At 59.2% G+C, this 26,959-nt stretch carries 26 protein-coding genes and 2 tRNA genes; 19 read left to right on the top strand and 9 right to left on the bottom strand.

Annotation, left to right across the window (positions count from 1 at the left end; all coding sequences use genetic code 11):
- The 3 genes from NT137_07970 to NT137_07960 all read right to left on the bottom strand — a co-directional run.
- Nucleotides 1-255: hypothetical protein (locus tag NT137_07970; protein ID MCX6653267.1), on the bottom strand; the 255-nt coding region annotated here is incomplete at its 3' end.
- Between the two features lie 206 nt (nt 256-461).
- Nucleotides 462-3,473 carry an FtsX-like permease family protein gene (locus NT137_07965; GenBank protein MCX6653266.1) on the bottom strand — a complete coding sequence of 1,004 codons (3,012 nt, stop codon included), beginning with the start codon at nt 3,471-3,473 and terminating at the stop codon, nt 462-464.
- A 4-nt stretch (nt 3,474-3,477) separates the two neighbouring features.
- Nucleotides 3,478-4,197, bottom strand: a complete 720-nt coding sequence (locus tag NT137_07960) for an ABC transporter ATP-binding protein (GenBank protein ID MCX6653265.1) — start codon at nt 4,195-4,197, stop codon at nt 3,478-3,480.
- Between the two features lie 255 nt (nt 4,198-4,452).
- Between NT137_07960 and NT137_07955 the strand changes: the two genes are divergently transcribed.
- The 4 genes from NT137_07955 to NT137_07940 all read left to right on the top strand — a co-directional run bounded on the left by NT137_07955 (nt 4,453) and on the right by NT137_07940 (nt 8,793).
- Entirely contained in the window at nt 4,453-5,205 is a 753-nt protein-coding gene (locus NT137_07955) for a formyltransferase family protein (protein MCX6653264.1), read from the top strand.
- A gap of 142 nt (nt 5,206-5,347) precedes the next feature.
- Entirely contained in the window at nt 5,348-6,769 is a 1,422-nt protein-coding gene (locus NT137_07950; GenBank protein MCX6653263.1) for an MFS transporter, read from the top strand.
- 192 nt (nt 6,770-6,961) lie between these two features.
- Nucleotides 6,962-8,254 (top strand): ATP-binding protein, encoded by a 1,293-nt coding sequence (locus NT137_07945; GenBank protein ID MCX6653262.1) that lies wholly within the window; start codon nt 6,962-6,964, stop codon nt 8,252-8,254.
- Between the two features lie 245 nt (nt 8,255-8,499).
- On the top strand, nt 8,500-8,793 hold the full coding sequence (locus tag NT137_07940) for a hypothetical protein (GenBank protein ID MCX6653261.1): 294 nt from the start codon (nt 8,500-8,502) through the stop codon (nt 8,791-8,793).
- 911 nt (nt 8,794-9,704) lie between these two features.
- Here the strand turns inward: NT137_07940 and NT137_07935 are convergent.
- Nucleotides 9,705-9,779: transfer RNA gene (locus tag NT137_07935), tRNA-Glu, on the bottom strand.
- A 197-nt stretch (nt 9,780-9,976) separates the two neighbouring features.
- On the opposite strand from NT137_07935, the gene eif1A reads away from it, so the two are divergent.
- The 3 genes from eif1A to NT137_07920 are packed head-to-tail and all read left to right on the top strand — an operon-like array spanning nt 9,977 to nt 11,665.
- Nucleotides 9,977-10,324, top strand: a complete 348-nt coding sequence (gene eif1A, locus NT137_07930; protein MCX6653260.1) for a translation initiation factor eIF-1A — start codon at nt 9,977-9,979, stop codon at nt 10,322-10,324.
- Nucleotides 10,325-10,340: 16 nt separating this feature from the next.
- Nucleotides 10,341-11,126: a serine protein kinase RIO gene (locus NT137_07925; GenBank protein ID MCX6653259.1), complete on the top strand. Its 786-nt coding sequence runs from the start codon at nt 10,341-10,343 to the stop codon at nt 11,124-11,126.
- The gene (locus NT137_07920; GenBank protein ID MCX6653258.1) at nt 11,123-11,665 is read left to right on the top strand and encodes a KH domain-containing protein; all 543 of its coding nucleotides are present in this window, start codon (nt 11,123-11,125) and stop codon (nt 11,663-11,665) included. The genes NT137_07925 and NT137_07920 overlap by 4 nt, the downstream gene beginning before the upstream one ends.
- Here the strand turns inward: NT137_07920 and NT137_07915 are convergent.
- Nucleotides 11,662-12,561 carry a Fic family protein gene (locus tag NT137_07915; protein ID MCX6653257.1) on the bottom strand — a complete coding sequence of 300 codons (900 nt, stop codon included), beginning with the start codon at nt 12,559-12,561 and terminating at the stop codon, nt 11,662-11,664. The two genes, NT137_07920 and NT137_07915, sit on opposite strands and share 4 nt — an antisense overlap.
- A gap of 162 nt (nt 12,562-12,723) precedes the next feature.
- On the opposite strand from NT137_07915, the gene NT137_07910 reads away from it, so the two are divergent.
- The 9 genes from NT137_07910 (at nt 12,724) to NT137_07870 (ending at nt 21,439) form a co-directional block, all read left to right on the top strand.
- Nucleotides 12,724-14,034, top strand: coding sequence for a tRNA pseudouridine(54/55) synthase Pus10 (locus NT137_07910; protein MCX6653256.1), 1,311 nt, complete (start codon nt 12,724-12,726; stop codon nt 14,032-14,034).
- A complete protein-coding gene (locus NT137_07905; protein ID MCX6653255.1) occupies nt 13,967-14,263 on the top strand; it encodes a 50S ribosomal protein L21e in 297 nt (98 codons plus the stop codon). Before NT137_07910 ends, NT137_07905 begins: the two co-directional genes overlap by 68 nt.
- 10 nt (nt 14,264-14,273) lie before the next feature.
- Nucleotides 14,274-14,597, top strand: coding sequence for an RNA polymerase Rpb4 family protein (locus tag NT137_07900; protein MCX6653254.1), 324 nt, complete (start codon nt 14,274-14,276; stop codon nt 14,595-14,597).
- 15 nt (nt 14,598-14,612) lie between these two features.
- Nucleotides 14,613-15,161, top strand: a complete 549-nt coding sequence (locus NT137_07895) for a DUF655 domain-containing protein (protein ID MCX6653253.1) — start codon at nt 14,613-14,615, stop codon at nt 15,159-15,161.
- Nucleotides 15,162-15,163: 2 nt separating this feature from the next.
- Complete coding sequence (gene rsmA, locus NT137_07890) at nt 15,164-15,973, top strand: 16S rRNA (adenine(1518)-N(6)/adenine(1519)-N(6))-dimethyltransferase RsmA (protein ID MCX6653252.1); 810 nt, start codon at nt 15,164-15,166, stop codon at nt 15,971-15,973.
- A 44-nt stretch (nt 15,974-16,017) separates the two neighbouring features.
- Entirely contained in the window at nt 16,018-16,785 is a 768-nt protein-coding gene (locus tag NT137_07885) for a DUF169 domain-containing protein (GenBank protein ID MCX6653251.1), read from the top strand.
- A gap of 165 nt (nt 16,786-16,950) precedes the next feature.
- Entirely contained in the window at nt 16,951-18,144 is a 1,194-nt protein-coding gene (locus tag NT137_07880; GenBank protein MCX6653250.1) for a redox-regulated ATPase YchF, read from the top strand.
- 7 nt (nt 18,145-18,151) lie between these two features.
- On the top strand, nt 18,152-20,635 hold the full coding sequence (locus NT137_07875; protein ID MCX6653249.1) for a DNA polymerase II: 2,484 nt from the start codon (nt 18,152-18,154) through the stop codon (nt 20,633-20,635).
- Nucleotides 20,636-20,788: 153 nt separating this feature from the next.
- The gene (locus tag NT137_07870; protein MCX6653248.1) at nt 20,789-21,439 is read left to right on the top strand and encodes a 50S ribosomal protein L15e; all 651 of its coding nucleotides are present in this window, start codon (nt 20,789-20,791) and stop codon (nt 21,437-21,439) included.
- 2 nt (nt 21,440-21,441) lie between these two features.
- Here NT137_07870 and NT137_07865 read toward each other — a convergent pair whose 3' ends face one another.
- Complete coding sequence (locus NT137_07865; GenBank protein ID MCX6653247.1) at nt 21,442-22,299, bottom strand: THUMP domain-containing protein; 858 nt, start codon at nt 22,297-22,299, stop codon at nt 21,442-21,444.
- A 70-nt stretch (nt 22,300-22,369) separates the two neighbouring features.
- On the opposite strand from NT137_07865, the gene NT137_07860 reads away from it, so the two are divergent.
- The 3 genes from NT137_07860 (at nt 22,370) to NT137_07850 (ending at nt 24,937) form a co-directional block, all read left to right on the top strand.
- Nucleotides 22,370-23,200, top strand: coding sequence for a sulfite exporter TauE/SafE family protein (locus NT137_07860; protein MCX6653246.1), 831 nt, complete (start codon nt 22,370-22,372; stop codon nt 23,198-23,200).
- Nucleotides 23,200-23,538, top strand: coding sequence for a DUF1634 domain-containing protein (locus tag NT137_07855; GenBank protein MCX6653245.1), 339 nt, complete (start codon nt 23,200-23,202; stop codon nt 23,536-23,538). Before NT137_07860 ends, NT137_07855 begins: the two co-directional genes overlap by 1 nt.
- A gap of 76 nt (nt 23,539-23,614) precedes the next feature.
- On the top strand, nt 23,615-24,937 hold the full coding sequence (locus tag NT137_07850) for an MFS transporter (protein MCX6653244.1): 1,323 nt from the start codon (nt 23,615-23,617) through the stop codon (nt 24,935-24,937).
- 1 nt (nt 24,938) lies between these two features.
- On the opposite strand, the gene NT137_07845 is transcribed toward NT137_07850, so the two are convergent.
- From NT137_07845 to NT137_07835, 3 genes are all read right to left on the bottom strand, one after another.
- Nucleotides 24,939-25,391, bottom strand: coding sequence for a flavodoxin domain-containing protein (locus NT137_07845; protein ID MCX6653243.1), 453 nt, complete (start codon nt 25,389-25,391; stop codon nt 24,939-24,941).
- A gap of 246 nt (nt 25,392-25,637) precedes the next feature.
- The gene (locus tag NT137_07840; protein MCX6653242.1) at nt 25,638-26,525 is read right to left on the bottom strand and encodes a DUF308 domain-containing protein; all 888 of its coding nucleotides are present in this window, start codon (nt 26,523-26,525) and stop codon (nt 25,638-25,640) included.
- Between the two features lie 178 nt (nt 26,526-26,703).
- Nucleotides 26,704-26,788: transfer RNA gene (locus NT137_07835), tRNA-Leu, on the bottom strand.
- Nucleotides 26,789-26,959 lie beyond the last annotated feature (171 nt).

The raw sequence follows: 26,959 nt of genomic DNA, 5'->3' as shown, positions 1-26,959 counted from the left end.
GAACAGCTTGGTCGTGGAACCGGGCACGAACATCGATTCCTCGTTCTCGGAGTAAAGCGTGCGATTGTTGGCAGGGTCGTACACCACGATGCCGAAGCTGGCGTGAGCGTACAAGGCCTTCTTCTTAATGATTGAGAGCTGAGATGCGAAGTCGTTCGCCGAGGACTGGTTCCCTAAGACCACGACCAAGGCACCGCTCGCAAGGACGATCACCAAGCAAATGAGAACAACGGCCACCTTCCGTCCGCTCTGCATGGACCCCATCACCTCAGCGTCATCCAGGCTATTTGTATCTATCCTTCAGAATGTATTTATTCGGACCCTGCCTCTTAAAGCAGATTGGACGATGCATATATGGCAACCACTTCCTCCATTTCTCGAACGGCCGGGGACGGCAAGCTGGGTGAAGTCGCATAGACCTGGGTCTCGGACTTTGGCACGGAAGGTGACGTGACTTCCGCTCACTCGAACCTGAGGACCTCGGCCGGCGATACTTTGCTTGCTCCTCTGGCCGCCGGATACACGCTCAGGATGGTGGCGCCGAAGGACAGCAGGCCGACGAACAAGATCGGCCACATGTCCAGCACCCAGGTGAAACCGCTGGGCTGCAGGCTGGTCTCCCACAGCTGGTATCCGACCACGATGCCCAGGATCGAACCTATGGTGATCCCCAGCAGGGAGATGAACGCCGATTCGATGGCGAAGTTGGCCACCACCATCTTCTTGCGATAGCCGATGGCGCGCATCATGCCTATCTCGATCCTCCTTTCGTGGATGGAACGGATGGTGATGATGCCCAGACCGGATATCCCGATGATCAACCCCATCCCCAGGAACGCCTCGAACAGGGTGAACATGCTGTTGATGATGCTGGTTATCTGCTTCGCCAGGGCCTGGATGTCGATGGTCTGCAGGCCGTTGGCCAGGAACGCTTTCTCCAAGAGCACGGCCTGCGCTCCAACGTCCAGACCGGGCTGGAACTTGACCAGCAGCAGGGCGTAGCCCACCGCGCCGAATCTCGCTTCCACCGTCTGGTTCCCCATGAAGAAGCCCTGCAATGCGCTCTGGGTCATGATCCCAGCGATGGTGACCTCGTAGGTCGGTCCGTAGGGTCGCTTCAGCTTGACCACCTCGCCCACATGGAGCACTATGCTCTGCGCTCCTGACGGCCCCATGCCGCCCCCGAAGGCGTTGGAGGGTGCCACGCTACCATCCACGATAACTAGCGAGCTGTTCGTCTGCACCGCCTGCCAGACCGCCTTCTCGCTTCCGTACAGACTGGAGTTCCACTGAGCCAGCCGGTAGTTGCTCTGAGAGTAGAGCCGATGATCGAAGCCGATGACCTGATACGGCCTGTCTTTGTAAGTGATCGCCTGCGTGATTGGATCGACGGACGAGGTGTTGAGCAGCCCCAGGGCCGCGGGCAGGGGTATGAGACTGGTCAGGTTGCTTCCTGCCAGCACCGAGCCGGTGGCGTTCAGTTGCTGCCACGGTTCGTCCATGATGGGCGATGTGCCGCTGGTGAAAGAGATGACGTCGAAGCCGCCGGAGGTGTCCTGCACCATCCTGTCGACGTTCACGGATATCATGCCGGAGATGACCGAGAGCGTCGTCACGGTGAAGATCACCAGCCCGAAGATGAAGATGCTTATGGCGGTCCTGAACTTCGCCTTCAGAGGGTAGGATATGGCGGTCTTCAGGACCGCCCGGTACTCCTTCCTGACCCGGAAGAGCTTGGTGAGCACGTAGATGATGGAATCGGAGTTGAACATGATGATGAGCAGCGCCGAGGTCACCAGGAACAGCCCGGCGATGACGAACATCTCTATGTCCGCGGTGTAAGGGAATATCTTGACGCCGTTGGGGAGGGGGAGCCAGACGATCAAGGTGAGCAGACCGGCCAAGCTCCAGGCGATCCGTTCGCTGATGACCCTCCTGAGTATGAACCCCAGAGAGATGGTGATCATCGAGAGGCCAGAGGATGCGTAGGCCAGCTTCTCCAGGCTGATGCCCAGGGATAGGAAAGCGACACCGCCGACCAGCAAGAGCAGTCCGATGCGGAACGCTCGCTTGTCCTCTCGGGGAACGGGCGGCTCGGGGATGCTCCTGATCGCCCGCACGATGTTCAGCATGGATATCCTTCGGGTGGAGAGGTACACCGTGATGATGGTGAGCGAGAACCCGGCCAAGTATCCCAGGACCAAGGAAATAGGGGCGAAGGTGAAGTACTCGACCAGGTTGAAGGAGAAGTCGGCGAACTGGAACATGCCGCTCATGGCCCACACGATGACATAGGCAAGGATGACGCCCAGCACCGAGCCTATGGCGGCGGCCAGGGCGGCGTATATCGTGCCCTCGTAGGTGAAGAGCCGCCTGAGCTGCGCACGCCTCATGCCAATGGCCCGGGCCACGCCCATCTCTCCTTTCCTTTCCTCGCCCAACATGGTGAAGATGTTGACGACCAAGGCGACGCCGGCGATGATGGAGAACGCCCCGAACACGAAGAACAGGCTGGTGAACATGGCCGACATGCTCTTCGCATTCTCGATATCCTTGGCTTTGTCGGAGACGATCTTGAGGTTGGTGCTCTGTTCCAGCGGGGTCAAGATGTCATTGATGCCCTTTCTGACCTGGTCTGCGTAAACCAGGCCGTCGTCCCCCGCTCCCGGCAGCGAGACGAAGATATAGTTGCTCTGCCCGGGATGCTGGGTGAGGACTTGCGCGGTGGAGATGTCCATGAATATAGTATTGGCGGATCCGAAAGCGCCCAACCCCTGATCTTTGATGATCAAGGACACCGTCAGAATGACCGGCATACCTCCTTTGTACAAGGCGACGGAGTCCCCGGCGTGAGCGTCCAGGTCCTTGGCCGCCCTTTGATTCAGGTAGATCTCGGTCAGGCCGGGAGCAACGCTTACCTGGGTGCCGTTCAGAGCGTAGAAGGAACCGAAGTGCTGGACCACGGTGCCGTTCAGACCGAGCACAGTGAAAGAGGGATTGGAGAGCCCGTTGGCCAGGTCCTTGATGGCCGCACTATCTCGGACGAGGGTGTCGGAGGCCTCCACGTGCTGCACCTGGTCGATCTCGGTGGCGACGGGGCCAAGGAACGACTGATTGAAGTAGTGGTAGCCCTCGATCGGCGCACCCACCCCGAAGTCCACCTCGCCCAGGGAGTTGGTGGCCTGCTTCACGATCATGTTGTTCATGGTGTCGCCGACGACCAAGGAGGTGGAGATGATGGCCGTGCCGATCATCAGGCCGCCGATGACCAATGCGGTCGTGCCCTTGCGCCGGAGGATGTTCCGGGTGGCCATGGTGAAGAGGATCTTGTGTCTCCTGGCGTCCCAGAAGACCAAGGCGATGGCGATGGCTATCGAGACCAGGAGGGCGATGAACATGGGCAGGAAGGAGAAAGCGAGCAGGATGCCGACCACGGCGATTGCCAGTGTAGCCAGCGGGACGAGCTTGACCAAGGGTTCACCCTAGCCTACGGATCTCACTGGCCACTTGCTGGACGCTGCCGTTCTCATTCACGATCAGGCCGTCGCGCATGTACACGATGCGGTCGCAGGCCGCTCCGACCTCGGGGTCGTGGGTCACGATGACGAACGTCTCCCCGTTCTCCTTGTTGAGCTTGCGCATCAGGGCGACGACCTCGTCGGCCGTCTTCTTGTCCAGGTTGCCTGTCGGCTCGTCGGCCCAAATGAGCGCCGGCTTGTTGACCAATGCCCGGGCGATGGTCACCCTTTGCCTTTCTCCTCCAGAAAGAGAAGCGGGGCGCATCTTGGCGCGATCCTTCAAGCCGACCTCGGTCAGCAGGTCCAGGGCGGTATTCCTGGCATCTTTGCTATTCTCATCCGTGAGGAGCAGCGGCAGCTCCACGTTCTCTTCGGCCGTGAGCACGGGAAGAAGATTGAAGAATTGAAAGACGAAGCCCATACGCTTCGCTCGGAAGATGGTCTTGGCGTCATCATTCATGGCCGTGATCTCCTTACCTTCGACGAACACCTGGCCAGAGGTGACGTCGTCGATGCCGGAAAGGCAGTTCAGGAGCGTGGTCTTGCCACAGCCTGATGGCCCCATGACCGCCACCATCTCGCCCTGGTCGATGGACAATGAGACGTTCTTGAGCGCCTCCACTCGGACCGGGCCGGTGACGTAGACCTTGTTGACGGATCTGGTTTCGATGATAGGCATGGCGAACACCTGATTATCGCGCTTGAGGCGCATCAATGGGGCGCTATATTAAGTCTGGCGACCTAACGCCGGAGCACTGAGGAAGCAGCAAGCGACCTGGCTCTCAAGGAGCGCGACATGCCAAAACATGCCACGTTGCCTGGATCAAACCGGGGCTGGGGCTCGCTGGAGATGAGGGGACAGGAGAACAATCGAAGAAGAACGCCGCAGTTATGATATGATGCGGTCGGTCATTATGGGATCAGGATGACAGGCATGAAGAAGATCGGCTGGTTCACCACCGCAAGAGGCTCCGGTTCGTACAATCTCTTCAACACCATGATTGAGAGCGTAAAGAAAGGTGAGATCAAAGCCAAGCTGTCCTTCGTCTTCATCAACCGGGACGTGAAGGGAAATCAATATCGCATGAAGATAATAGAAATGGCCAAGGAGGGAGGCATCCCTGTCATCATCCTTCCTTCGGACACGTTCAGGCTGGAGCTGAAGGAGGAAGATATCGGGGCGTGGCGCGATGCCTACGGGAAAGAGCTGCGGCAGCGCATCTCGAAATACGAAATGGATTTCGGGGTCTTGGCGGGCTGGATGCTGATCATCGATCCTGAGACGTGCAGAAGATACACAATCATCAACCTGCATCCCGCGCTCCCGGATACCTATAAGGGCACCTGGGAGGAGATCGTGGGACAGGTGGTGGAGAATGAGGATGAGCGCTACGGAGCGACGGTGCATCTGTGCACGGCCGAACTGGATAGGGGAGAGCCGTTGGCGTACGATTCCTTTGAAACGAAGAAGCTGCGCTCGAGCTACTCGTCCAAGGAAGAGCTGGTGAAGGCGATAAGGGCGGAGGAGCTGAAGAGGGAGGCGCACCTGCTCATGGAGAGCATAAGGACGATCGTGGACGGGGATGTGGTTCTAAAGGAAGGAAAGGTCTTCGATCGACTGGGGCAAAGGGTGAAAGGCCATCCGTGCCTGGCAGAGAGGATCGACAGACGGCTAGGGAAGAGCTAAGAACGATCTTTGGACCCATTCCTGGCGCACACCGCTCAGCGCACTCGGAGAATGAGATGTTCATCTCCCCGTTCATTCATGATATTCGGCCATGTAGATTAATTAATACTTCATAAGAATGTGTCCAGCAAGGGTGTGGCATTTGTCCACCAAAGCCGGGAAATGGAGCAGGGCGCAGGTGTTCATGTTGGTCTCGATCGCCCTGGCCACGTTCATGTCCTCGCTGGACGCGAGCATCGTGAGCATCGCCGTGCCCACCATCACCAAGGAATTCCACACCACCACCAGCGTGGTCTCCTGGATCATCATCATCTACGGCCTGCTTCTCAGCAGCCTCCTGCTGATGTTCGGGAAACTAGCTGATACGATAGGATTCAAGCGCATCTTCCTGATTGGCTTGTTGGTATTCACCGCCGGTTCCATCCTGAGCGGCCTGGCCACCGATATCGGGATGTTGATCGCCTTCCGCGGGCTGCAGGGGGTCGGGGGCTCCATTATGGCCGCACTGACATTGGCCATGGTCTCGCACTATCTCCCCCTGGAAAGCAAGGGAAAGGGTCTGGGCCTGGTCTCCACCTTCATGGCGCTGGGTATCGCGCTCGGGCCGGTCATCGGCGGCTTGCTCACCCAGTTCCTCTCCTGGAGATGGATCTTCTTCGTCAACGTGCCCATCTGCATCATCGCCATCATCATGGGGCTGAAGTTCATTCCCGCCGATTCGGCGGCCGACAAGAAGCACAGTGGAGGCTTCGACATGCCCGGGGCGGGGCTGTTCTTCGCCACGGTGTTCTGTTTCCTCCTCGCCTTGAACAACGGCTCCGAGCTGGGTTGGACGTCCATGCCCATCATCGTCCTCTTCGTCCTTTCCGTGCTCTTCCTAATCAGCTTCTTCGCCAACGAACGGAGAAGGAAGGCGCCCATGCTCAGCCGGGGCGTGGTCAAGAACAAGTCCATCATCTATGAGAACTTGGCCGGGTTCGCCCTCATGGGGGCCATCGGCGGGGCTTTCCTGCTGATGCCGTTCTACTTCGAGCTGGTGAGGGGGCAGAGCACCAGCGACACCGGCTTCCTGCTGCTGAGCGCCTCCGTGGCGGTCATGATATTCGGTATGCTGGCCGGGAAGATGTCCGACCGGCTGAGCGCTCGCCGGCTGTGCATCTACGGCGGCCTCATCTCCGTCCTGGCGTTCGTGCTGCTGTCCTCCATCGACGCATCTACCGCGATCCCGCTGGTGCTCCTGTTCCTGTTCATCATGGGCATGGGCTTCGGTACCTACCTGTCCCCAGCCAGCAATCTGATCCTGCGCCATACTCCCAAGGAGGACGAGGGCGTGTCCACTGGCCTCATCAACACTATGAGGAACCTTGGATACATCGTGGGGCTGACCATCATGGAATCCGTCTTCCAGCTGTCGGTCCCGAGTCTGAACGTCAGCTCGACGTCCGACCTTATGTCTGGGTTCCAATCGGCATTCACGGTGGGCATCGCATTGTGCTTGACGTGCGTGGTACTGGCCTTCTTGGCGAAGGATGCTCCCAGGAGTGCGAGGGCCGACCCGGGCTGATGGGCGTGCTGGGGAGGGCGCTTGCTGTCACTGAGTTTCATGAGGATGAAGAAGACCCGAATGCGACCAGTTCTTCAGAGACGGCTGTGTTCCCACATCGGGACCTAAGGCTTAGGGAGGGCCTTCCGTCCTTCAAATCGTCCTACGGCAGGACGAAAATTTATATATTGCGTCCTACAATAGGACGATTCAATGGAAATAGCCCCTATCCTTGATGAATGGAACGAATATGCGGCGAAGAAAGTGCTTATCCCTCGAGACCTACCACTGGATATGGTAATAGGGTCATCGAAGAACAAGATCGTCACCCTCACCGGGGTCAGAAGGTCAGGCAAGTCGAGCCTGCTGATGCTCATCCTGCAGCGACTGATCTCCAAGGGCGAGAGCGCCACCTTCGTGAACGCCGAGGACAGTCGGTTGAAGAACGAGCCGAATCTCCTGGACCAGGTAATCAAGCGCTTCGGGGACGAAGGATACCTTCTGATAGACGAAATCACCGCGGCGAAGGATTGGGATGGCTGGTTGGCACGAATGCACGAGCTTGCCAAAGATCATCTGCACATCATCGTGACGTCATCGAGAAGCAACATCCGCACGCCCAGCCGTCCGCTTCGCGGCCGCTCCGTATACTTCGATGTCCTCCCCCTCTCCTACCGGGAGAGGCTCCGGTTCACGGGAGTGAAGGTCGAAAGGACGACGGCAGGAACAGGAAAGCTGGAAAGGGCGCTCGAGGACCACCTGCGATACGGCAGCTTTCCAGAAGTGGTGTTGCAGAAGACTGAGCTGGAGAGAGTGCGCATCCTGTCCGAATACCAGCGCGAGATACTCGCTTTGGATGTGGCCGGCGCTACCGGCACCGATCCAGCATTGGTAGACCTCTTTGGGAAATACCTCCTGCAAAGCCCCTACTTCTCCGCCACCGCCTGCCTGAACTTCCTTAAGAGCGTGGGGTTCAAGATCGGCAAGGACAAGATACTAGAGCTGGAGAAGGCCGCGGGAGACAGCATGCTCTTCCATTTCCTGCAGATACACTCCATGAGCGTGAAGGACAGGACGCAGTATCCAAGGAAGGTATATGCAGGCGATGTTGGACTGCACTACGCCATCCTAGGGACCGGCGATATGGGGAGGAGTATGGAGAACCTGGTCTGCTTGGAGCTGATGCGCAAGATGCTGCCGGGCGAGCAATTGCGATATTGGAAGGATCGTTCCGGAGCGGAAGTGGATTTCGTGGTGCTGCGTGGACTGGAAGCGGTGAAGGCGGTCCAGGTGTGCTATGACCTGGCGAACGAGCGCACTCTGAGGCGCGAGCTGACAGGATTGAGCAAGTGCTCCGCCGAGCTGAAGGCCAAGTACCGTCTGCTCATCAACATGGACCGCGATGAGGTCGTGGAGCACGAGGGCGTTGAGATCAAGATGTTGCCACTCTTAGATTGGCTGATGCTTTCATCTGCTACGAGCGCAACTCCCTCAGGCGGACCTTGATGAGGGACCCGGGCAGATGGTTATGAGGATGCTCCTGTGGGATTTATTGGCAATCCGACTCAGGAGATCTTTCAGGCCACCATGTCCTTGGACTTCGCTCATGATCGAGGAGGGGCTCCGTTCGATCGGTTGCATGGAACGCATCGTGTCCCGAAAGATCGAGGATCAGTGATTCACCTCTCAGCTGTGGTCTTTAATACCTGGATGATTGTAAACACCCCAGAAAATGGCAGGGCGATGGGGGCATGGAGTTCACCAACGTCTACGGGGACGCGAAGCGCGCCGAATCCTATGCCAAGCTGGAATTCCCAGGCACCTACCATCTGGCCTTTAGAGACCTGCCAGAGATCATCGCGGAGCACGTGCGAAGAGGAAGGGCACTGGACTTCGGATGCGGAGCCGGCCGTTCTACCAGATTCTTGCGTCGTCTAGGATTCGAGGCAATCGTCGTCGACGTCTCCTCCGACGTGATCCGCAAGGCAATGCTGATTGATCCCGCCGAGGAATGCATCTCGACCTATCCAGACATTTATTCTTGACGCTCCATCAAAACCAAAAATGCACTCTTTGACTTTCGAACGGCGAAACCCCTTCTTATTTCTTGACTTCATCGCTTCCGAGTAACTGGATCTTAAGATATCCGTGGCCCCTGGCTCTTGTTAGACCCACGTAGAGAAGTCAATATCGCTTAGAGGGGGACCTAGACTTGTTGGTCCTTGACTTCAAGAGCATGTATCCGACGAAGTATGCTGGGAATCATCTTGATGTGCATCGCTGGCACGCTGGGCCTCTTGTCTCTGACCTTGGGCTTGACGCCCGATAGCGCATTCGCCTTCTACCTCCTGATCATCGCCTCCGTGATCCTAGGGACCATCAAATTGGCGAACTACATTTGGGGGATGGATAAATACTCGGAGGCAATGAGGAGAGCATTGCTCTGGTCCATCCCAAGGATGGGGCCGGGCCGGCCAACTGCCCTGATGCCTGCTTCTAAGCAAGCCATAAATGGCTTTGACGCTAAACCCCAGTAATCCTTCCTATGGGTAATAGAAATGAAACGACTGGCTAACCATGATATCCGATGGAATAAGTAGTTCAGCGTTAGAGCCAATATCTCTGAAACCAGAACACCGACCCAAGGGTCAGAAAAACTGGGGCTTTTTTCCCGCATCCCTCGTTGAGTGCTCCGGGATCGCCTTCCGGTTGAAGGACTTCCGGAGCGCCTTCGCATCTTTGACCGTGAAGAAGACCCCTCTTCGATGCCAAACGAACCGAAACGGCTTGGGTATTCATCGCTGGACATTACGCAACGCTCTACGCCGACATAGAAGCGTTCGACGCCGGAAGGAGACTATGCGCCGCATGGTCGAAGCCAGCCATGAACATGACACAAAGTGTAGAAAACGTTTTGATAAAGCAGAATGATTATTTGTCTGGATATAGTTGATAGTGCTCCCGCCGGGATTTGAACCCGAGTCGTTGACTCGAAAGGCCAACATGATTGACCGGACTACACTACGGGAGCTTGGGTTTGCCTCATTATATGGACGCGCTACTTAAACCTTGGCGGCCATCGAGTTCGCCAACCGCCATCCAGTCGAGGCCCTCACTATCCACAACGCACAATGAGCGCCGCTCTTCTCGCCCTCCCCTCCCACCCCTTCCAGCGTATCCTTTTATATACGCACTCCTTATGTGCCAAATACCTCACGGAGGCACAGTTTGAGTCCAGATAATAAATACAAGAAACCACAGGACGCGGCCGCGGTCCAGGAGGAGATCCTCCGCACCCCCTACCCGAACAAGAAGGAGGGGGAGATGTTCGGCATCGCCGATCAGCTCCTTGGCGCCTCGAGGATCAAGGTCATGTGCGCCGACGGCAAGTCGCGCATGGGCCGCATCCCGGGCAAGATCCGCAAGCGCATGTGGATCCGAGAGGGCGACCTGGTCATCGTCAAGCCCTGGGACTTCCAGGACGAGAAGGCCGACATCCGCTACCGCTACACGAAGACGCAGGCTTCTTACCTTAGTCGGAAGAAGGCGCTGCCGAAGAGCTTGGACGTCTTCTAGGAAGGAAGGAGGCAAGATGCCTCGCCAAGACGACGCTTATAGAACGCTCGAGCACACGGTGCAGCGCATCAAGTCGAAGGAGTACGGCGCGGTCGATGCGGAGGACCGCAAGACTTTGGACGAGGTCTTCGACAAACCTGCCCTGATGAGCATATACAAGCTGATGAAGGAGGGCTACATAGAATCGGTCGATTTTCCCATCTCCACTGGCAAGGAGGCGAACGTCTTCCGAATAACCTCGCCGGAAGGCAAGCGCTTCGCCCTGAAGATCTACCGCACCTCCAACTTGACGTTCAAGCGCATCGCCCGCTATATCGAGGGGGACCAGAGGTTCATCGGACTGCGAGGATCAAGGCGCAAGATCATCATGGCCTGGGCGACGAAGGAGTATCGCAACCTGCTTCGCCTTCAGGAGGCCAAGGTCCGCGTGCCAGCGGCGATCAGATTCCACAACAACCTCCTGCTCATGGAATACCTCGGCACGGAGGACATGCCCGCCCCCATGCTCCGCAACGTCATCCTGGAAGAGCCGACGAAGACCTACAAGCTCATCCTCAAGTACATGCGCCTCGCCTATCAGAAGGCGAAGCTCGTGCACGGGGACCTGAGCGAATACAACATCCTCTGGATGGACGGCCCGGTGATAATCGACTGCGGCCAAGCGATGACGCTCGACCATCCCAACGCCATTGAGTTCCTGAGAAGGGATATAAGCAACGTCAACCGCTACTTCCGCTCTCTGGACGTGGACGTGCTGGACGATGAGACTACTCTCAAGCAGATAACGAAGGGAAAGAAATGAAAGCGGTACGCATCCCCAAGGAAAGGATCGGAGCATTGATAGGCGCTGAGGGCGAGACCAAGGCGTTCATCGAATCCCGCTTGGGCCTGAAGCTCATCATCGATGCCGAAGGAGAGGTCTCGGTCGTGGAAGAGAATCCGGACGATCCGGTCGCGGGCATGAAGGCCTTGGACATCGTCAAGGCCATAGGCCGGGGCTTCAGCCCTCAGAACGCCTACCGCCTCCTGGACGACATGGAGTACCTGGAGCTCATCGACATGAAGGATTACGTGGGCGGCAAGGCCGAGCACCTGGTCAGGCTGAGGGCCAGGGTCATAGGCTCCAACGGCAAGACCAGGCGCCTCATCGAAGAGCTGACCGGAGCTACGGTCTCGGTCTACGGCAGCACCATCGGCATGATCGGACAGCCGGAGCAGGTGGATGTCGCCAGGAGAGCGGTGGACATGATTCTGCGGGGCAGCGAGCACGCCACCGTGTACCGCTTCCTGGAGCGCAGTCGAGGGAAGCTGAGGATCGTAGAGATGGGATTCGAGCCTTAGCCGCGGGCATGGTACTGGTCATAGAGGCGAAGCGCCCTCTTGCTCGACAGCCAATCCCCTTTCCTCTTGACCGCCGGAAGATAGCCCTGGCCGGCGCGCAGCGAAAGATACTTCGCCGAGCGGTCCGCGCCCTTCTCCAGCTCTCTCAGAGGTACGAGCGCATCCTCGGCGGTACCCACTTGGTCCAGCAATGCTAGCAAGGAAGAGGCCATCAGCACCCTGAGCAACGCCTCCAGTTCCCTCGGATCGCCGTCGTCGGCCTTCTCCAGCGCGTCAAGGTATCGCTTCCGTTCGATAGGCGTGACGCTCACCGGCGGCCAGTTGTGCTTGAGGAAGTGGAGGTTCAGAAGCAGCCTCCCCACCCTTCCATTCCCGTCGCTGAAGGCATGTATCCTCTCGAACTCGGAGTGCATCTGAGCCGCCAATGCGAAAACGTTCGTGCCATCGCGGTCCTTCTGGTCGTAAGCCCTCTCCCACTTCTCCATCTCCACCACCACCTTCTCCAGGCGGGGCGGGGTGTGCTTGCTGCCAGCAATCCGCACATTGACCCTTCTCCACTGACCGGCATCGACCTTGATCCCTCTGAACACCTGCTCGTGCAACTCTTTCACTGTGACGAGCGTGATCGGAGCGTCCAGCCGAAGCAGGAGCCCGCGAAACGCCGCCTCGTGCTGCACCGTCTCGATGACGTCTCGGATAGGCCGTCCGGGGACACTCCGCTGCGCCTCCAGCACGACGCGCACCTCCTCTAGGCTGAGGGTGTTCCCTTCGATGGAGTTGGTGCCCCAGGTGTTCAGGATCGCCACCTGTTTCCAGACGGACTCGGGAAGGCTCCTTAGGTTCGCGCGATCCAGAAGCGTGCTCCGGAGTTCGTCTAGTATGTCATTAAGCATCATCATCGTGTTAAGCATATTCAGTATTTAAATCAATATGTTATTAAGTGAGACTTCACCGTCTTGGTGCACATCGGGGACCACCGGACGGTCTGGAGATCGGCCACTAGTACAGGCGCAAGAAGGCAAGAGGTTTTAAAGCGGCCCGCTTTCACGCACCCTGAAATGAACGAGTTACTAGAGCGGGCGGAGAAGGCGCTGCAACGCGACCTGTGCGATCACTGCCTAGGGCGCATCTTCGCGCACGTGGACACCGGCCTCTCCAATGAAGAAAGAGGCAAGTCCCTGCGCATGGCATTGGACTTCCAACGCGCCTTGGAGGAAAAGGAGCCGCTCGTCCCTCATCAGAAATGCTTCGTCTGCGAGGAGCTCTTCGACATGGTGCCTCGCTTCGCGGAGGCGGTGGAGGAGAAGCTCTCCTCCATCGAGTATCACAATTTCCTGGTCGGGACGCGGGTCGACCCCCTGGTCACCGAGAGAGAGGAAAGGGTCTGGTCGGACGTCGGCCAGGAGAAAGCGGAGACCATAAAAGCCGAGCTCAACCAGGAGATCGGCAAGCTGGTGGAGGAGAGGACCGGCAAGAAGGTGGAGTTCGCCGCCCCGGAGGTTGTGGCGCTGGTGGACACCCGTTTCAGCCACGTGTCTCTGGACGTCGCCCCGTTGTTCGTCTACGGCCGCTACAAGAAGCTATCAAGAGAGATACCGCAGACGCGCTGGCCTTGCAACATGTGCCGCGGCAAGGGATGCCAGAAGTGCGGCGGCACCGGCAAGATGTACCAGACCAGCGTGCAAGAGATCATCGGCGCACCTCTGCTCCGCGCTGCGCAAGGAGAAGATCACTTCTTCCACGGCATGGGACGGGAGGACATCGATGCCCGCATGCTCGGAAATGGCAGACCGTTCGTGCTCGAGGTGCGTCACCCTAAGAAACGCGATCTGGACCTTACCGCCCTGCTCAAGGAGGTCAACGATAGCTCCCCGGACATGGTCGAGGTCGTGGGACCATTGCGATATTCCACCCGCGAAGAGGTACGCCAGATCAAGGCCGCATCCCCTGAGAAAGTGTATAGGGTCCACGTCCAATTGAAGGACAAAGTTAATAAGCGAACATTGAATGAGGTTCTCTCGTCGCTGAAGCGAATACGCATCACCCAGCAGACGCCAACCCGTGTCGCTCACAGGCGCGCGGATTTGGCCCGGGAGCGGGAGATCGTGGACCTCGTGGTCGAGGAGTTCGATGACGAGGACCTGGTGCTTCGCCTACGCACGGAATCCGGCACCTATGTGAAGGAGTTCGTGCACGGGGACCAGGGACGCACGAGACCGTCGCTCTCCGAGCTCCTTGGCGTGGCCTGCGAAGTAAAGGCGCTGGACGTGATAGAGGTCGCCGACCAAGCGAGGGATCAACATGGTAAGATCATCACACGGCCCGAGGAAGAAGTCGAGGCAGATACTCAGCAGGCGCCCAAGAGATAGAGGGCTATCACCTATCACCCACGAGTTCCAGGTTTTCGAAGTGGGAGAGAAGGCCAATATCATTCTCGATCCGAGCATCCACCACGGCATGCCCTCCATCCGCTTCCACGGAAAGACCGGAACGGTCATGGGCAAACAGGGTCGGGCGTGCGTGCTGGCGGTGAAGGACGGCAACAAGATCAAGACCGTTCTAGCGACCCCCGAGCACCTGCGCAAGGCCAAACCGTGAGGCGGCGAACATGAGCAACGAGCGTCCGGTCACCCTGGCCGAGGTCAAGGAGATCCTCGAAGAGGAGCAGAAGGTCCGCACCGAGCTCGGGCCAGAGCAGAAGGTCTCCCTGGACCATGCCACCCGACTGATCAAGCTGAGCGCCGATGACGCGCGCAAGCTGTTCAAGGAGCTCAGGTCCTTGGAGTTCGTCTCCGAGAACGTGGCGGTGAAGATCGTGGACACCCTGCCCGCCTACCCCGAGGACGTGCGTGCCCTTTTTGCCAAGGAAAGGCTTATACTCGACAAGAAACAAATAGACCAGCTGCTAGGAGCGGTCAAGAAGTACGTCTGAGCACGAGGGGAGAGCATGGAGGACTACGCGCATATCCTTGACTATCTACCGCAAGGACTTCCTGCGGAGAGAGGTTTCAAGCACGAGCCGCTAGCCTATGCTCTGGGCGAGATCGAGTTCAAGCTGTTCGAGCTGGTCCCCAAGCCGAACGTGCAGATCACCATCGGCGAAAGGGTCTACATCGGCAAGGAGGCGGAGCAGCGCGACAAGATCGCGCACGTCAAGCGCCGGGTGGGATACGAGGAGCTGACGGCAGCGGCTCACGCAGAGCTTCCCTTCGTCATAACGGACGTGGCCAAGCAGAACGAGGCCCGCTTCGTGCAGTTCTTCAACGAAGCGCAAGCGATCACGACCAGATTCCACATGCTGGAGCTTCTCCCAGGGCTGGGAAAGAAGACCATGTGGGCCATCGTCGAGGAGAAGAAGAAAGGTCCGTTCAAGAGCTTCGAGGACATCGCCAAGCGCGTGACGTCGTTCAAGCACCCGGAGAAGGTCATCGCCAAGCGCATCGAGATGGAGCTCTCGGACCCGACGCAGAAATATCACATCTTCGTAGCTCGCTGAACATGAACCCCTCGGAGATCAAGGCGCTCCTGGAGCGCTACGGCATCCATTCGACCAAGGCCCGAGGACAGAACTTCCTTGTTGACGATAGAGTCGCGGACAGAGAGATCGAGCACCTTCGGGCCGGTCCGGAGCATGAGGTGCTGGAGATCGGGCCGGGGCTGGGAGCGCTCACCGAGCGATTGGTTGGCAAAGTCGGCAAGCTCACCTGCATTGAACTTGATGAGCGAATGTGCCAGTATCTGCGAGAGAGATTCGATGAGCGCATCGAGCTGGTGCAGGCGGACGCTCTGGAGGTCGATCTACCTCATTTCCAGCGGTTCATCTCAAACCTGCCTTACAGCATCTCCTCCCCCCTGCTGTTCAAGCTCCTCGACTATGAGTTCGAGAGAGGAGTGGTCATGGTGCAGAAGGAGTTCGCGGACCGGATGGTGGCGGAGGCGGGCTCGGACGACTACTCCCGGCTGAGCGTGAACACTTACTACCGAGCCAAGTGCGAGGTGCTGGAAATCGTCCCCCGTTCCAGATTCTGGCCTCAGCCTGAAGTTGACTCATCCATGGTGCTCATCGAGCCTAGACCAGCACCGTTCAAGGTGCAGAGCGAGCGCTTCTTCGTTCACTTGGTGGACGTGCTGTTCCAGCACCGGCGCAAGAAGATCGGCACCGTCCTCAAGATGACCGGCCAGGCGCCTAGGGACTCCATTCCCTCTCTACCATACGTCGAGCGGAGGGTCGAGGAACTTACCGCAGAGCAGATAGGCGAGCTCGCGGACGCCGTCATCGATGAACAGAGGGCGAGAAGCAAGCTCTAAGACCCTCCCGCCACATTCTTTTGTCATCGGTTCGGGGTGGTAGAATGGCGTTGTCGATCGCTCAGCTGGGTGAAGGGCTGGTCAAGGCCGGACGATTGGAGACCAAGCCGGTGTGCGTGCACGGGACGAAGGAAGTGGAAGAAGGTTGGGTTCGGACCTCCACCATCGACCGCTGCCTGGCCAAGGTGCTGCTGCATCTGGCCTTGGAGGAACGTCCGCCCGCCTACCTAGGGAAGGATTCGACCGAGGGCTGCTGTGGCGGAGGCATCGCCTACATGGGGTTCTCGGAGTTCCCCCAGCGGGTCCGCTACTTCGTTTCCACTGGATCCCCGGACGGCAAAGGTGGTGCAGAGTTCCTGAAGCGGACGCCTGAGCATGTCGATGCGATGTTGCGGTCCGCGGGCAAGATCACGCCCCTGGCCAAGCACATCGTCTTCCGCCGCTGCCAGGACATGGAGGATAGTGATCCGGGTGTCCGGGCGATCATCTGCTTCGGCACGGCGGAGCAGATACGCAATCTGTGCGCTCTGAACTCCTTCGGAAGCTCGGACATCTTCGGCGCGGCCATCATACCCAGCGGCTCGGCCTGCGCTTCCCTGGTGACGTATCCCACCGGCATGTCCTCCAATGCCCCGAAGGAAAGCGTGTTCGTGGGACCAGTGGACCCCACGGGCAATTCCTGGTTCCCCGAGTGCTACCTGGGCATGGCCATGCCTATCGACGTGGCCAGAAGGATGGTGGATGACATCGATGTCTCGTTCGTCGTCAAGAGGCCCAAGGTGGCGTATCCGCAGAAGCGGGAAAAGTTCTGAAGATGAGCCGGTCTAGGCACATCCAGTGCGCTTGGCGCCTCCTCTCCCATCATCCCACGTGGTAGTAGAAGCACGACCCGAAGATCAGGAGTTCGGGCCGGACCACCTCAGCTTCAAGCAATCATTTTTCTACGCGTCGGGGATTATGTGCAGGGGAGAGAGCAAATGCTAATCGGCATCGTAGGGAAACCTAACGTGGGCAAGTCGACCTTCTTCTCGGCGGCGACGCTGGCGCCAGCGGAGATCGCTGACTACCCGTTCACCACCATCAAGCCGAACAAAGGGGTGGCATTTCTGCGCACGCGTTGCCCTCATCTGGACCTGGGGGTGCAGTGCAATCCTCGCAACTCGGCCTGCGAGAACGGTACCAGGCTTGTGCCGGTGGAGATGCTGGATGTCGCCGGACTGGTCCCGGACGCCTGGCAAGGCAAAGGATTGGGAAATCAGTTCCTGGACGATCTGCGACAGGCGGACGCCCTCATCCACGTGGTGGACGCGAGCGGCGCCACCGACTCCGAAGGCAATCCCGTGCCCGCTGGATCGCATGATCCGATGATCGACGTGCAGTTCCTGGAGAAGGAGGTCGACCACTGGATCAAGGGCATCCTGGACAAGGGCTGGGAGAAGTCCGCCCGCCAGGCGCACCTGGAAGGGGAGAAGATCGCGGAGCTCATCTACGACCGGCTGACGGGCCTGGGAGTCAGCATGGGCCACATCCATACTGCGCTACGAGATGCCGCGTTGCCAGAATCGGTCGTCGCCTGGAAGGACGAGGACCTGATGCGTTTGTCCGGGGCTTTGCGCAAGCACGCCAAGCCCATGATGATTGCCCTCAACAAGGCGGACATAGCCCATGACGACGTCCTGCAGAGGATGGCCAAGACCCCGCACTATCTGGCGGTGGCGACCTGCGCTCAGTCCGAGCTGGCGCTCAGGAAGGCGGCCAAGGCGGGCATGGTGGAATATCTGCCAGGTTCGCCGGAGTTCAAGGTCAAGGAGCCGGCCAAGCTCAACCCCGCGCAGAAGAAAGGCCTGGACTACATCCAGACGCACGTCATGAGCCGCTTGAAAGGCACGGGGGTGCAGCAGATCCTGGAGAACGCCGCGTTCGAGATGCTCGACCTCATCCCGGTGTACCCGGTGGAGGACGAGCACAGGTGGACGGACAAGAAAGGCAATGTCCTACCGGACACGCACCTGGTGAAGAAAGGCTCGACGGCGAAGGACCTGGCGTACAAGATCCACACCGACCTGGGGGACAACTTCATCCGGGCGATGAACTGCCGCACGCAGCGCGTGGTGGGAGCGGACTACGTACTCCATCCCAGCGATGTGATCACCATCATCACCAAGAAGTGAGCCGGGAATGAAAGGCACCTGGGACGTAAGGCTGATAACCGCCACCTACAAGCGGCCGAGCGAGAACGAGCTCGTCATCGAGATGTTTGGCAAGACCCGCGAGGGCGAGTCGATTACCATTCGGTACTCGGGTTTCATGCCCTACTTCCACGTCTTCGGGGCGAGCGAAGAGCTGGTAGAGGGCCTGCGCAAGGACCGGGACGTGCTCAAGGTGGAGTGGATCGACCTCTTCCACCGAGGCCAGGTCAAGCGGAGCGCGCAGGTGACGGTGCGCTATCCTGGCCTGGTGCCTGAGTTCAGGGACAAGATCAGGCAGCGTTTCGAGGTACTGGCCGCCGACATCCCGTTCCATAGGCGCTTCATCTTCGACCACGACATGGGCACCTGCATCCGGGTGCACGGGGAAGCGATCAAGAGCGACGCCTACACCACCGACCTGGTGGTGGAGATGGAATCAATCGACGGCCGAGCGCGCTTCGATGATATTCCGGCTTTCTCCCCAGAGATCAAGATCATGGCCTTCGACGTCGAGAATTCCATCACCGACGGCCACCTGTACACCATCTGCTACTTCGTGAAGGACGGCTCGGGGTTAAGGCCGGGCGAGCCCATCTGGGGATCGGAGAAGGAGATAATCGAGAGGTTCACCGCCGCCATCCAGAAGGAAGATCCGGACGTGGTCACGGGCTACAACATCGATGGCTACGACATCCCGACCATCATCGAGCGGGCGAGGAAGGTCGGCATCAAGCGATTGGACTGGGGTCGGGACAAGAGCGAGCCTCGCAACGTTTACCAACGGTTCTGGCGCCTGAACGGACGTCTGGTGGCGGACGCCTGGTGGGCGGTGAAGAAGGACCTCAAGCCTAAGCAAGAGACCTTGAACGCAGTGGCGAAGGAGCTGCTGGGCGAGCAGAAGCTGGACGTGAACATGGGCATGAAGGTGGACGCGGACTACGACCCTCGTCGCATAGACAAGGAGTGGGAGGCGGACCGCGAGCGCATCCTGGCCTACTGCACTCGGGACGCGGAGCTCTCGTTGCGCATCCTGGATCGGCTCGGGACGATCAGGAGGGCGATGGACATGGCCACGGTCTCCCGCCTGCCTTTGGACGATGTGCTCAACACCGGCTCCTCCTTCCTCATAGATTCCATCCTCATCCGGGCGGCGGACCGCCGCGTTCCCCGGGTCGGAGTGCCGATGACCGGCTCCTTCAAGGAGGTGGAGGCGATCGAAGGGGGCTACGTGCACGAGTTCAAGCCGGGGCTCTATCACTGGGTGTGCGTCCTGGACTTCAAGTCCATGTACCCCTCGCTCATCATCGCCAAGAACATCTGCTTCACCACTCTTGATGCGACGGGCAACGAGGGCAAGATCATCTCACCCATGGGCGTGCACTTCATGAGCCGGGAGCAGCGCCCCGGCCTGTTGCCGAAGATCCTCCAGGACCTGATGAGGGAGAGGGACGAGACCAAGCGCAAGATGAAGGATGCCAAGGACGAGGAGGAGAGGCGCTACTACGACGGCCTGCAGCAGGCCATCAAGATCCTCATGAACTCCTTCTACGGAGTATTCGCTTCCTCATTCTATAGGTTCACAGACCGCTCCATCGGCTCCAGCATCACCTCCTTTGCAAGGGAAACGACCAAAGGCATCATCTCCTCCCTGGAGGGGGAGGGGTTCAAGGTCATCTATTCGGACACGGATTCGATCTTCGTCCAAAGCCCGACGCCTGAGCTCGAGGCCTCGGTCCGATTCGGCAAAGATGTTGCGGAGAGATTCAGCAAGGAAGGCGGCCAGCTGGAGTTCGAGAAGATCCTGGAGCCGCTGTTCTCCCACGGCAAGAAGAAGCGGTACGTGGGGAGATTGATCTGGCCGAAGAAGGAGGACGAGCTGCTCATCCGCGGATATGAGACCCGACGCACGGACTCGTTCGATCTGCAGAGCGAGCTCCTGACCGAGGTCTTCGAGCAGGTGCTGAACGAGAACTCCGAGGAGGCGGTCAGGGTGGCCAGGAGCGTTGTGCAGGAGGTCATGGCCGGCAAGGTGCCGATCGAGAAACTGGTCATCTCCCGCTCCGTCAAGGAGTTCTCCACCTACGACAACCCGAAGCGACTGGCACATGTGCAGGCGGCGGAGAAGCTCATGGCCATGGGCTACGAATTCGTCCCGGGCATGAAGGTCTCCTGGATCGTGACGAACTCGCGCAAGACGCCGCAGGAGATCGCGCCCTACGTCTTCGGCCGCAAGTTCGACGCGGTCCCGGACTGGAAGTACTATGCCGAGCGATTGGCTCAGTCCGTAGCTAGGGCAACAGAGAACTTCGGCTGGACGGAGAAGGACCTGATGACCGGGTCGCAGCAGGCCGACCTCTTCAGCCAAAGCTTCCATGACGACGGCGATAGGACGAATACCGAGGAGAACAAGCCAAAGAAGAAGGAAGGCGTGAAGAAGACGGACCAGAAGCTGAACCTGGACCACTTCATGTGAACGTAGGCTGTTCGAACATGAGGTCAGGAAACAAGGTTTATATACGCATGGGTATTCAGCAGCCCTGCGGGACGTGATTGGTCTCGCGAACGGAGTTGTGCCCTTCGGGGTGAATCCGGAATAGCCGTTCCGACGGCAAAGAAGGTGAAACAAATGGCAGAGAATGCGCCTAAGCGCGAGGTCGCCGAGGAAGAGGTGGAGAAGAAAGCTCCATCAGGCAAGAGCTTCTACCACTACATCGGCGAGGCCTGGAAGGTACCGAGCAAGAGCTACGTGAACGATCTCATGTGGGAACGCAAGATCGAGTGGCGCAAGGAGGAGAACTTCGGGCGCATCGAGCGACCCACGAGGTTGGACCGGGCTCGGACACTGGGCTACAAGGCCAAGCAGGGCATCATCATGGTCCGGGGGCGGGTGCGCAAGGGCGGCCTGCGGAAGCACCAGATCAGGAAGGGTCGCCGGGCCAAGCGCCGGGGCATCAACAAGATCACTATGAAGAAGAGCTTGCAGCGCATCTGCGAGGAGCGCGCGGCCAAGAGGTACCCGAACCTAGAGGTGCTCAACTCCTACTGGGTCGGCGAGGACGGCAAGCACGTGTGGTACGAGGTCATCATGCTGGACAAGCACCACCCGGTCATTGCCAACGACCCGGTGTACAAGTGGATCACCGAGCCGCAGCATAAGGGAAGGGTTTATCGCGGTCTGACCAGCTCCGGCGTGCGCGGACGTGGCCTGAGGAACAAGGGCAGAGGGGCCGAAAAGAACAGGCCTTCCCTCGGAGCACATGACCGGCAGGGCAACTGAGCTTACCCTTCTATCCCTCTCAAACCCTTCTCGATCTCTTCGGCGGACATCCCCGACAGCGGAAAGAACGCTGGCACGGGGACCTTCGTTTTCTTCATTTTCTCGAAATCCTCCACGCCGTAGCCGAAGATCACCGCCAGAGCTTTCTGCCTCTTGACCAGCTCCTCCCAGTCGCCAGGTTCGATGAACTTCATCTCCGGGTCCCAGCGGCGCAGGATCTCGGGAACGGGGCTGCCCGCGCATGCCACTCCGATGACGCGGCAGCCGCGCTTCATGATCAGCCAGGCGGCCAGAGCGTCCCTCTCCTTCTCCAAGAGAGCGAGGGCACGTCCCTGGCTGCCTAATGGCAATCCTCCCGGACCAGGGACGTAGACGGAGAAGAGATAGGCGGAGCCTTCCCGCACCTCGACGAAGAATTCCAGATCAGGATGAGAGAGATCGACGCGCACCTTCTTCTCCTCGTTCGCCAGGTAGATGGCCGAACCGACCTCCCGTCCCACGTCCATGCTCGAGTACTGGTGATGTCCTACCCGCCTCGCACGCACGGCGAAACTCTGCTCCGCCTTCAGAAGCGGAAGAGAGAGCTCTGCGGCCGTCCTCTGCATCGAGGCCATGTCGCTCTGGGTCTTCTCAACGGGAGAGACGGAGGCCACGCCGAACACTCTGATCAGAGCTTCGATGGCCGTCTCGATCCTCTCCGTCTCCACGAACACCCGGCCCTGCTCGGTGGTGACGACCGCCTCCACTTCCGCTTGGGCGAGAGCGGAGAGCATGTTCGATACCAGTATCTGTTCGAAGCGCTTCCGCACCGCCCTGGACTTCAGGCCCAGCTCAGCATACCGCACGAGGATCAGGCGCACGCCCTCCTATCCTCCACGCCCTAGTAATCGTTTTTGCCTCGAAGGTGCATCGGTTGCCGGAGAGAGCGCAATGGACGCCTTGGCAGCCCTGGGCATTCTGGGATTCTCAGTGCTAGCCGGGCTCATCGGTGCCATCTTCGGCCTGGGAGGGGGCATCATCATCATTCCCTCCCTCACTCTATTGTTCGGCTATCCGATGCAGCTGGCCATCGGAGCGAGCCTCATAGCCGTCATCGCTTCTTCCACCGGAGCGGCCACGCACTACGTTGACCAGGGACTGACCAATATCCGCTTGGCCATGGTGCTGGAGGTGGCCACGACCCTGGGTGCGGTCATCGGGGCGCTGATAGCGGTCTATCTCAATCAGGCCGTCCTGGCGTTCGCTTTCGCATTGATCCTCATCTACGCCGCCTACTACATGCTCACCAAGCCCGAATCCGTCTGCACCTGCCCTCCCGGCCCGTGTGGACCGCTGGACCTGAGCTGCTCCTACGTTGACAAGGCGGAGGGAAAGGAGATCGAGTACGGCGTCAAGGAGCTAGGGAAAGGAATGGCGGCATCCGCAGGCGCAGGAGGCATCTCCGGCCTGCTCGGGGTGGGCGGGGGCATCATCAAAGTGCCGGTGATGAACCTGTGGATGGGCGTTCCCATGAGGGCGGCATGCGCCACCAGCAACTTCATGATCGGTGTCACCGCCTTGGCGGGAGCGATAGTGCACTACGGCTACGGGGACGTGGTGCCGGTGCTGGCCGCGGTCGTGGCGGTGGGCGTCTTCGCTGGCGCCTCCATCGGCACGCGCCTGGCCGACCGCCTATGTGGACCGAATCTGAAGAAGACTTTCGCTGTCATCCTAGGATTCGTCTCCCTGCTCATGTTGCTGAAAGCCGTGGGGGTGATGTGATGCCGACGCCCGCTCTTAACCGGCGCATCAGCTTCGTGCTGTTGAGCGGAATGGTGCTTAGCCTTAGCCTGATGGCTGTAGGACTTGCTCTCTACGCTCTCAACCCTGGCGCCAGCAAGGATGTGGCCCTCGGTCCCATCGAAGCGATCCGAGCCCTGATGAGCGGCGATCCGCTCGGGCTGGTTGACCTGGGTATCATGTTGCTCATCGCCACTCCGCTGGCGAGGCTGATCGTGGCCTTGTGGCAGTTCGCCCGGGGAAGGGAGTGGAAGATGGTCGTGGTGGCAATTCTAGTGCTAAGCGTAGTGGCGGTGGCCGTGCTCCTTGGGGGAAGGTGACCTTCGCCGCGGTCGGCCAGAGCGAAAGAAGCAAGCTTTTATTAGAGGCGTTGAAACTCACTGAGCAAATCGAGGGATGGGCTTGTCAAAGGAACGCAGCGACCGCTGGTATTATACCTTCCTGCCATACAACGTGGCGGGAGGGAGCACCTCGCCGCTCATTCCGCTCTTCGTGACCGAGGGTCTCAAGGGCACGGTGGCGCAGGTGGGCATCATCAGCGCCATCTCTTCCGTCGCCAGCGTACCGGCCAACATCCTCTGGGGCAACCTCTCCGATACCACCAAGAGGCGAAAGGTGTTCGTGCTCATCGGTTTCCTTGGCCTGGCCGTGGCGCTGTTGCTCATGGGCTTGTCCATGGACATGGGCACCTACTACTTCGCCAATTTCGTGCTCGGGGCCATCGCCGCTGCCGCAGCGCCGGTCGGCACGGTCCTCATCCTGGAATCCTTCGCCAAGGAGGAATGGGCGAAGCGAATAGGGGACTTCTCCCGAGTGGGCGGCATAGGCTGGGTGGTCGGCCTGCTGCTGGGGACGCTCTGGCTGGGGATGGCCGATAGCCTGGGCTCGACGGTCACCGCAATGCGCGCGCTCTTCGTGGTGGCGAGCGGTCTGGCGCTGCTCTCGGTCTTCCTGGCCATCAAATGGGTGCCCGAACCGAAGAAGAAAATGGAGCGCAGCGAGCTGGACAGCGCCTCCAAGCTGCCCATCATCTCCTTCGAGCGCGGCCGATACACTCCATCCAGGCTGCTGCACATCGTCAAGCTCAGCGCCAAGAACATGCACCCCCGCAACTTCCCCCGGAACCTCAAGATCTACTATGTGGTGATGATACTGGCGTTCGCCGGCTTCCTCACCTTCTACGTCGGTCTGCCGATATTCCTCAAGAACCAGATGGGTCTGTCCGTGCCGGAGGTGTTCATCGTCTATATCGCCAGCAGCGTCACTTCCGCCCTCGTCTATTCGCGGGCGGGAGCTTGGGCCTCGTCCAAAGGGGGCAAGAGGATGCAGATGCTCGCCTTCTCCGGACGGATCGTGCTCTTCCCCACGTTCTTCGTCGTCACCCTAGTGCACGTTCCGCTGCTCGCGCTCCTGGCGCTCATGTGCCTGCTGCATTCGCTCATTGGGCTTTGCTGGGCGGTGCTCAGTGTGGCCGGCAACGCTCTCGTCTCCGACATGGCCTACGGCGACTTCCGCACCGAGTCTCTAGGAGTGTACAATTCCATCATCGGGATAGGGGCGATCGCAGGCAGCCTAATCGGCGGCCTGGTGGCGGACGCCTACGGCTTCCTGCCGACGTTCCTGGTGGCCTCGACCTTCGTCGCCAGCGCGCTCTTGCTGCTCCTGGCGCTGAACGTGGAGAAGGTGGAGGGCATCGAACCGAAGGCCAATGAAGGATGATCTAGCCTCGGAGCAAGCCAGCGATCTTGCGTCCGAACTGCGCCGCCTTCGCTTCCTCGCCTTCTGCCAGCGGTCCCTGCGTGCTCGTCACGATGAACGCCTCGGGCTCGACCGCCAGTCTCAGCCCTTCCTTTTCCGCTATGCTCTTCAGCTTCTCAGCGCCGCCGCTCTTCGCATTCTTGAAGCGCGTATCGAAGAAGGTCGCCTTCTTGCCTTCCAAGCCGGACTTGATGCCCGTCTTGAGGGCGCTCTTGGGACCGCCCGTGGCGCTCATGATGTGCGTTGGCCCTCCGACGACCCAGACATCCGCGGACTTGAAGTCCTCGCTTGCGGCATCATCCGCCTTCTTCACCACCACGTCGGTCATGCCCACTTCTTTCATGCCAGATGAGATGGCGAGCGCAATCTTCTCCGTGTTGCCGTACTTTGATTCGTAGACGATGAGTGCTTTCATGTTCCACCCGCGGCAGGAATCCGCTGTGCGCGTTAATGTGCTTTTCGCACGGCCTCATTTCTTGTACGCCACGTGGACGTCCGCCTCCAGCATGACATCGTCCCGATAGAGGTGGTGCACGAAGAGGAGGTTGCCTTCGACATCAAGAGTGGGTTCGTCGGCGAAGGAGGAGCCGATCGACTGCGGCTCGGACCAGTTGCCCCCTTCTTTCAGAGAATGGAACGGCCCGGGCGAGCCTAATGGCTTTCAGGCCTTTGCACCATTCTTCCTCGCCTGTCTGAGGATGAGCGCGGATATGATCCTGCTCCCTCCGAAAGCGATGATCAGAACTCCCAGTATCGCGTAGATGATGTCGAGCGCGAGCCTCGTCTCGATCAGCAGAAGGACTCCAAGAATGAGCGACACCACACCGATCGCCATGGGGATGTATTTGCCCGCGAACTCCGCCGCCACGTTCCCAGGATGGCGGAGGAAGTAGGATGCGGTCGATAGCGTGTAGTAAGCCAGGAACAGGATGAGCAGGATGACCTCGAGCCAGATGAACAACATGGCTACAAAACCGGCCACGACCGCCAGCACCCCCAGGGTCAGATTGGTCTTCTGCATCCCTCCCTTCTTCGACCTCCTTGCCTCGATGATGGTCGTGGCCCCTAGAAGCATCAGCACGAAGGGGAGAAGGTAGATCGTAGGGACGATGCCGATGGCCGGGTCGAACGCGATCAGAGAACCAATGATGACCAGCCCGATGCCGACGAGCAGCCTGCCAGCGAACTTGCTCTCGCTGTAGTTCTTGGTGTCCGCGCTCTGCTCCGCGCCTTCCTTTAGCGAGTCCTTGACCAATGCGACTACGTTCGCGAAGGCGTTCCAGATGAAGAAGACCAAAGGGGCGTCGACGATCAGGTGCTCCATCCCGTGGAGCTTGGGATCGATGCGATCCAAGTGCACGGAGTAGTGATCACCCATGTCGTGGGCGTGCAACCTTCCGTTCCTCATTGCACCCTGACTCCCCTTGTGGGGCAGGTCGTACTTGGACCTGTACCAGCTTGACGACACCTCGGAGACCTGGTCCTTGGGCACGTCGACCGACTTCTTGCCCTGAAAGAGATCGTTGCAGAATTCCTCGATCGACGGCATCTCCTTCGAACGATGCCAAGGCCGATATTTGTGCGTTTGCCAGCCAATACTAAGGGTCGATGAACGTTACCTGACGGGACAGCGACCGGAAGATGCCGCCTGGAAAAAGAAAGAGCGAAGGGGTTCAAACCCTCTTTGATTTGATGGTCCATGACGCGCCTATTGGCTGGAAAGGAAGTGCAGGGAGGAGGATTCGAACCCCCGAACGCCTTCGCGATGAGACCCTGAATCTCACACCGTTGGCCAGGCTTGGTTATCCCTGCGTTGCTGAGATTAGGAACATAACGTCGGTCTACAAAAAGCTTGCCACTCCAGCCATCCCCCACTCTCGCTCGGACGCGGCGTTGGCCAGCGATCCGAACCATGACGACCGATCCGTCCGGGTCGGTGATCGTTCGAGCAATGCTCGTTCGCCTCCTGAAGTTTGATACGAG

It is taken from the genome of Methanomassiliicoccales archaeon, from assembly GCA_026394375.1.
GTDB lineage: Archaea > Thermoplasmatota > Thermoplasmata > Methanomassiliicoccales > UBA472 > JAJRAL01.
The sequence above is the reverse complement of the archived record's forward strand: the minus strand, read 5'-3'. Positions and strand labels throughout refer to the sequence as shown.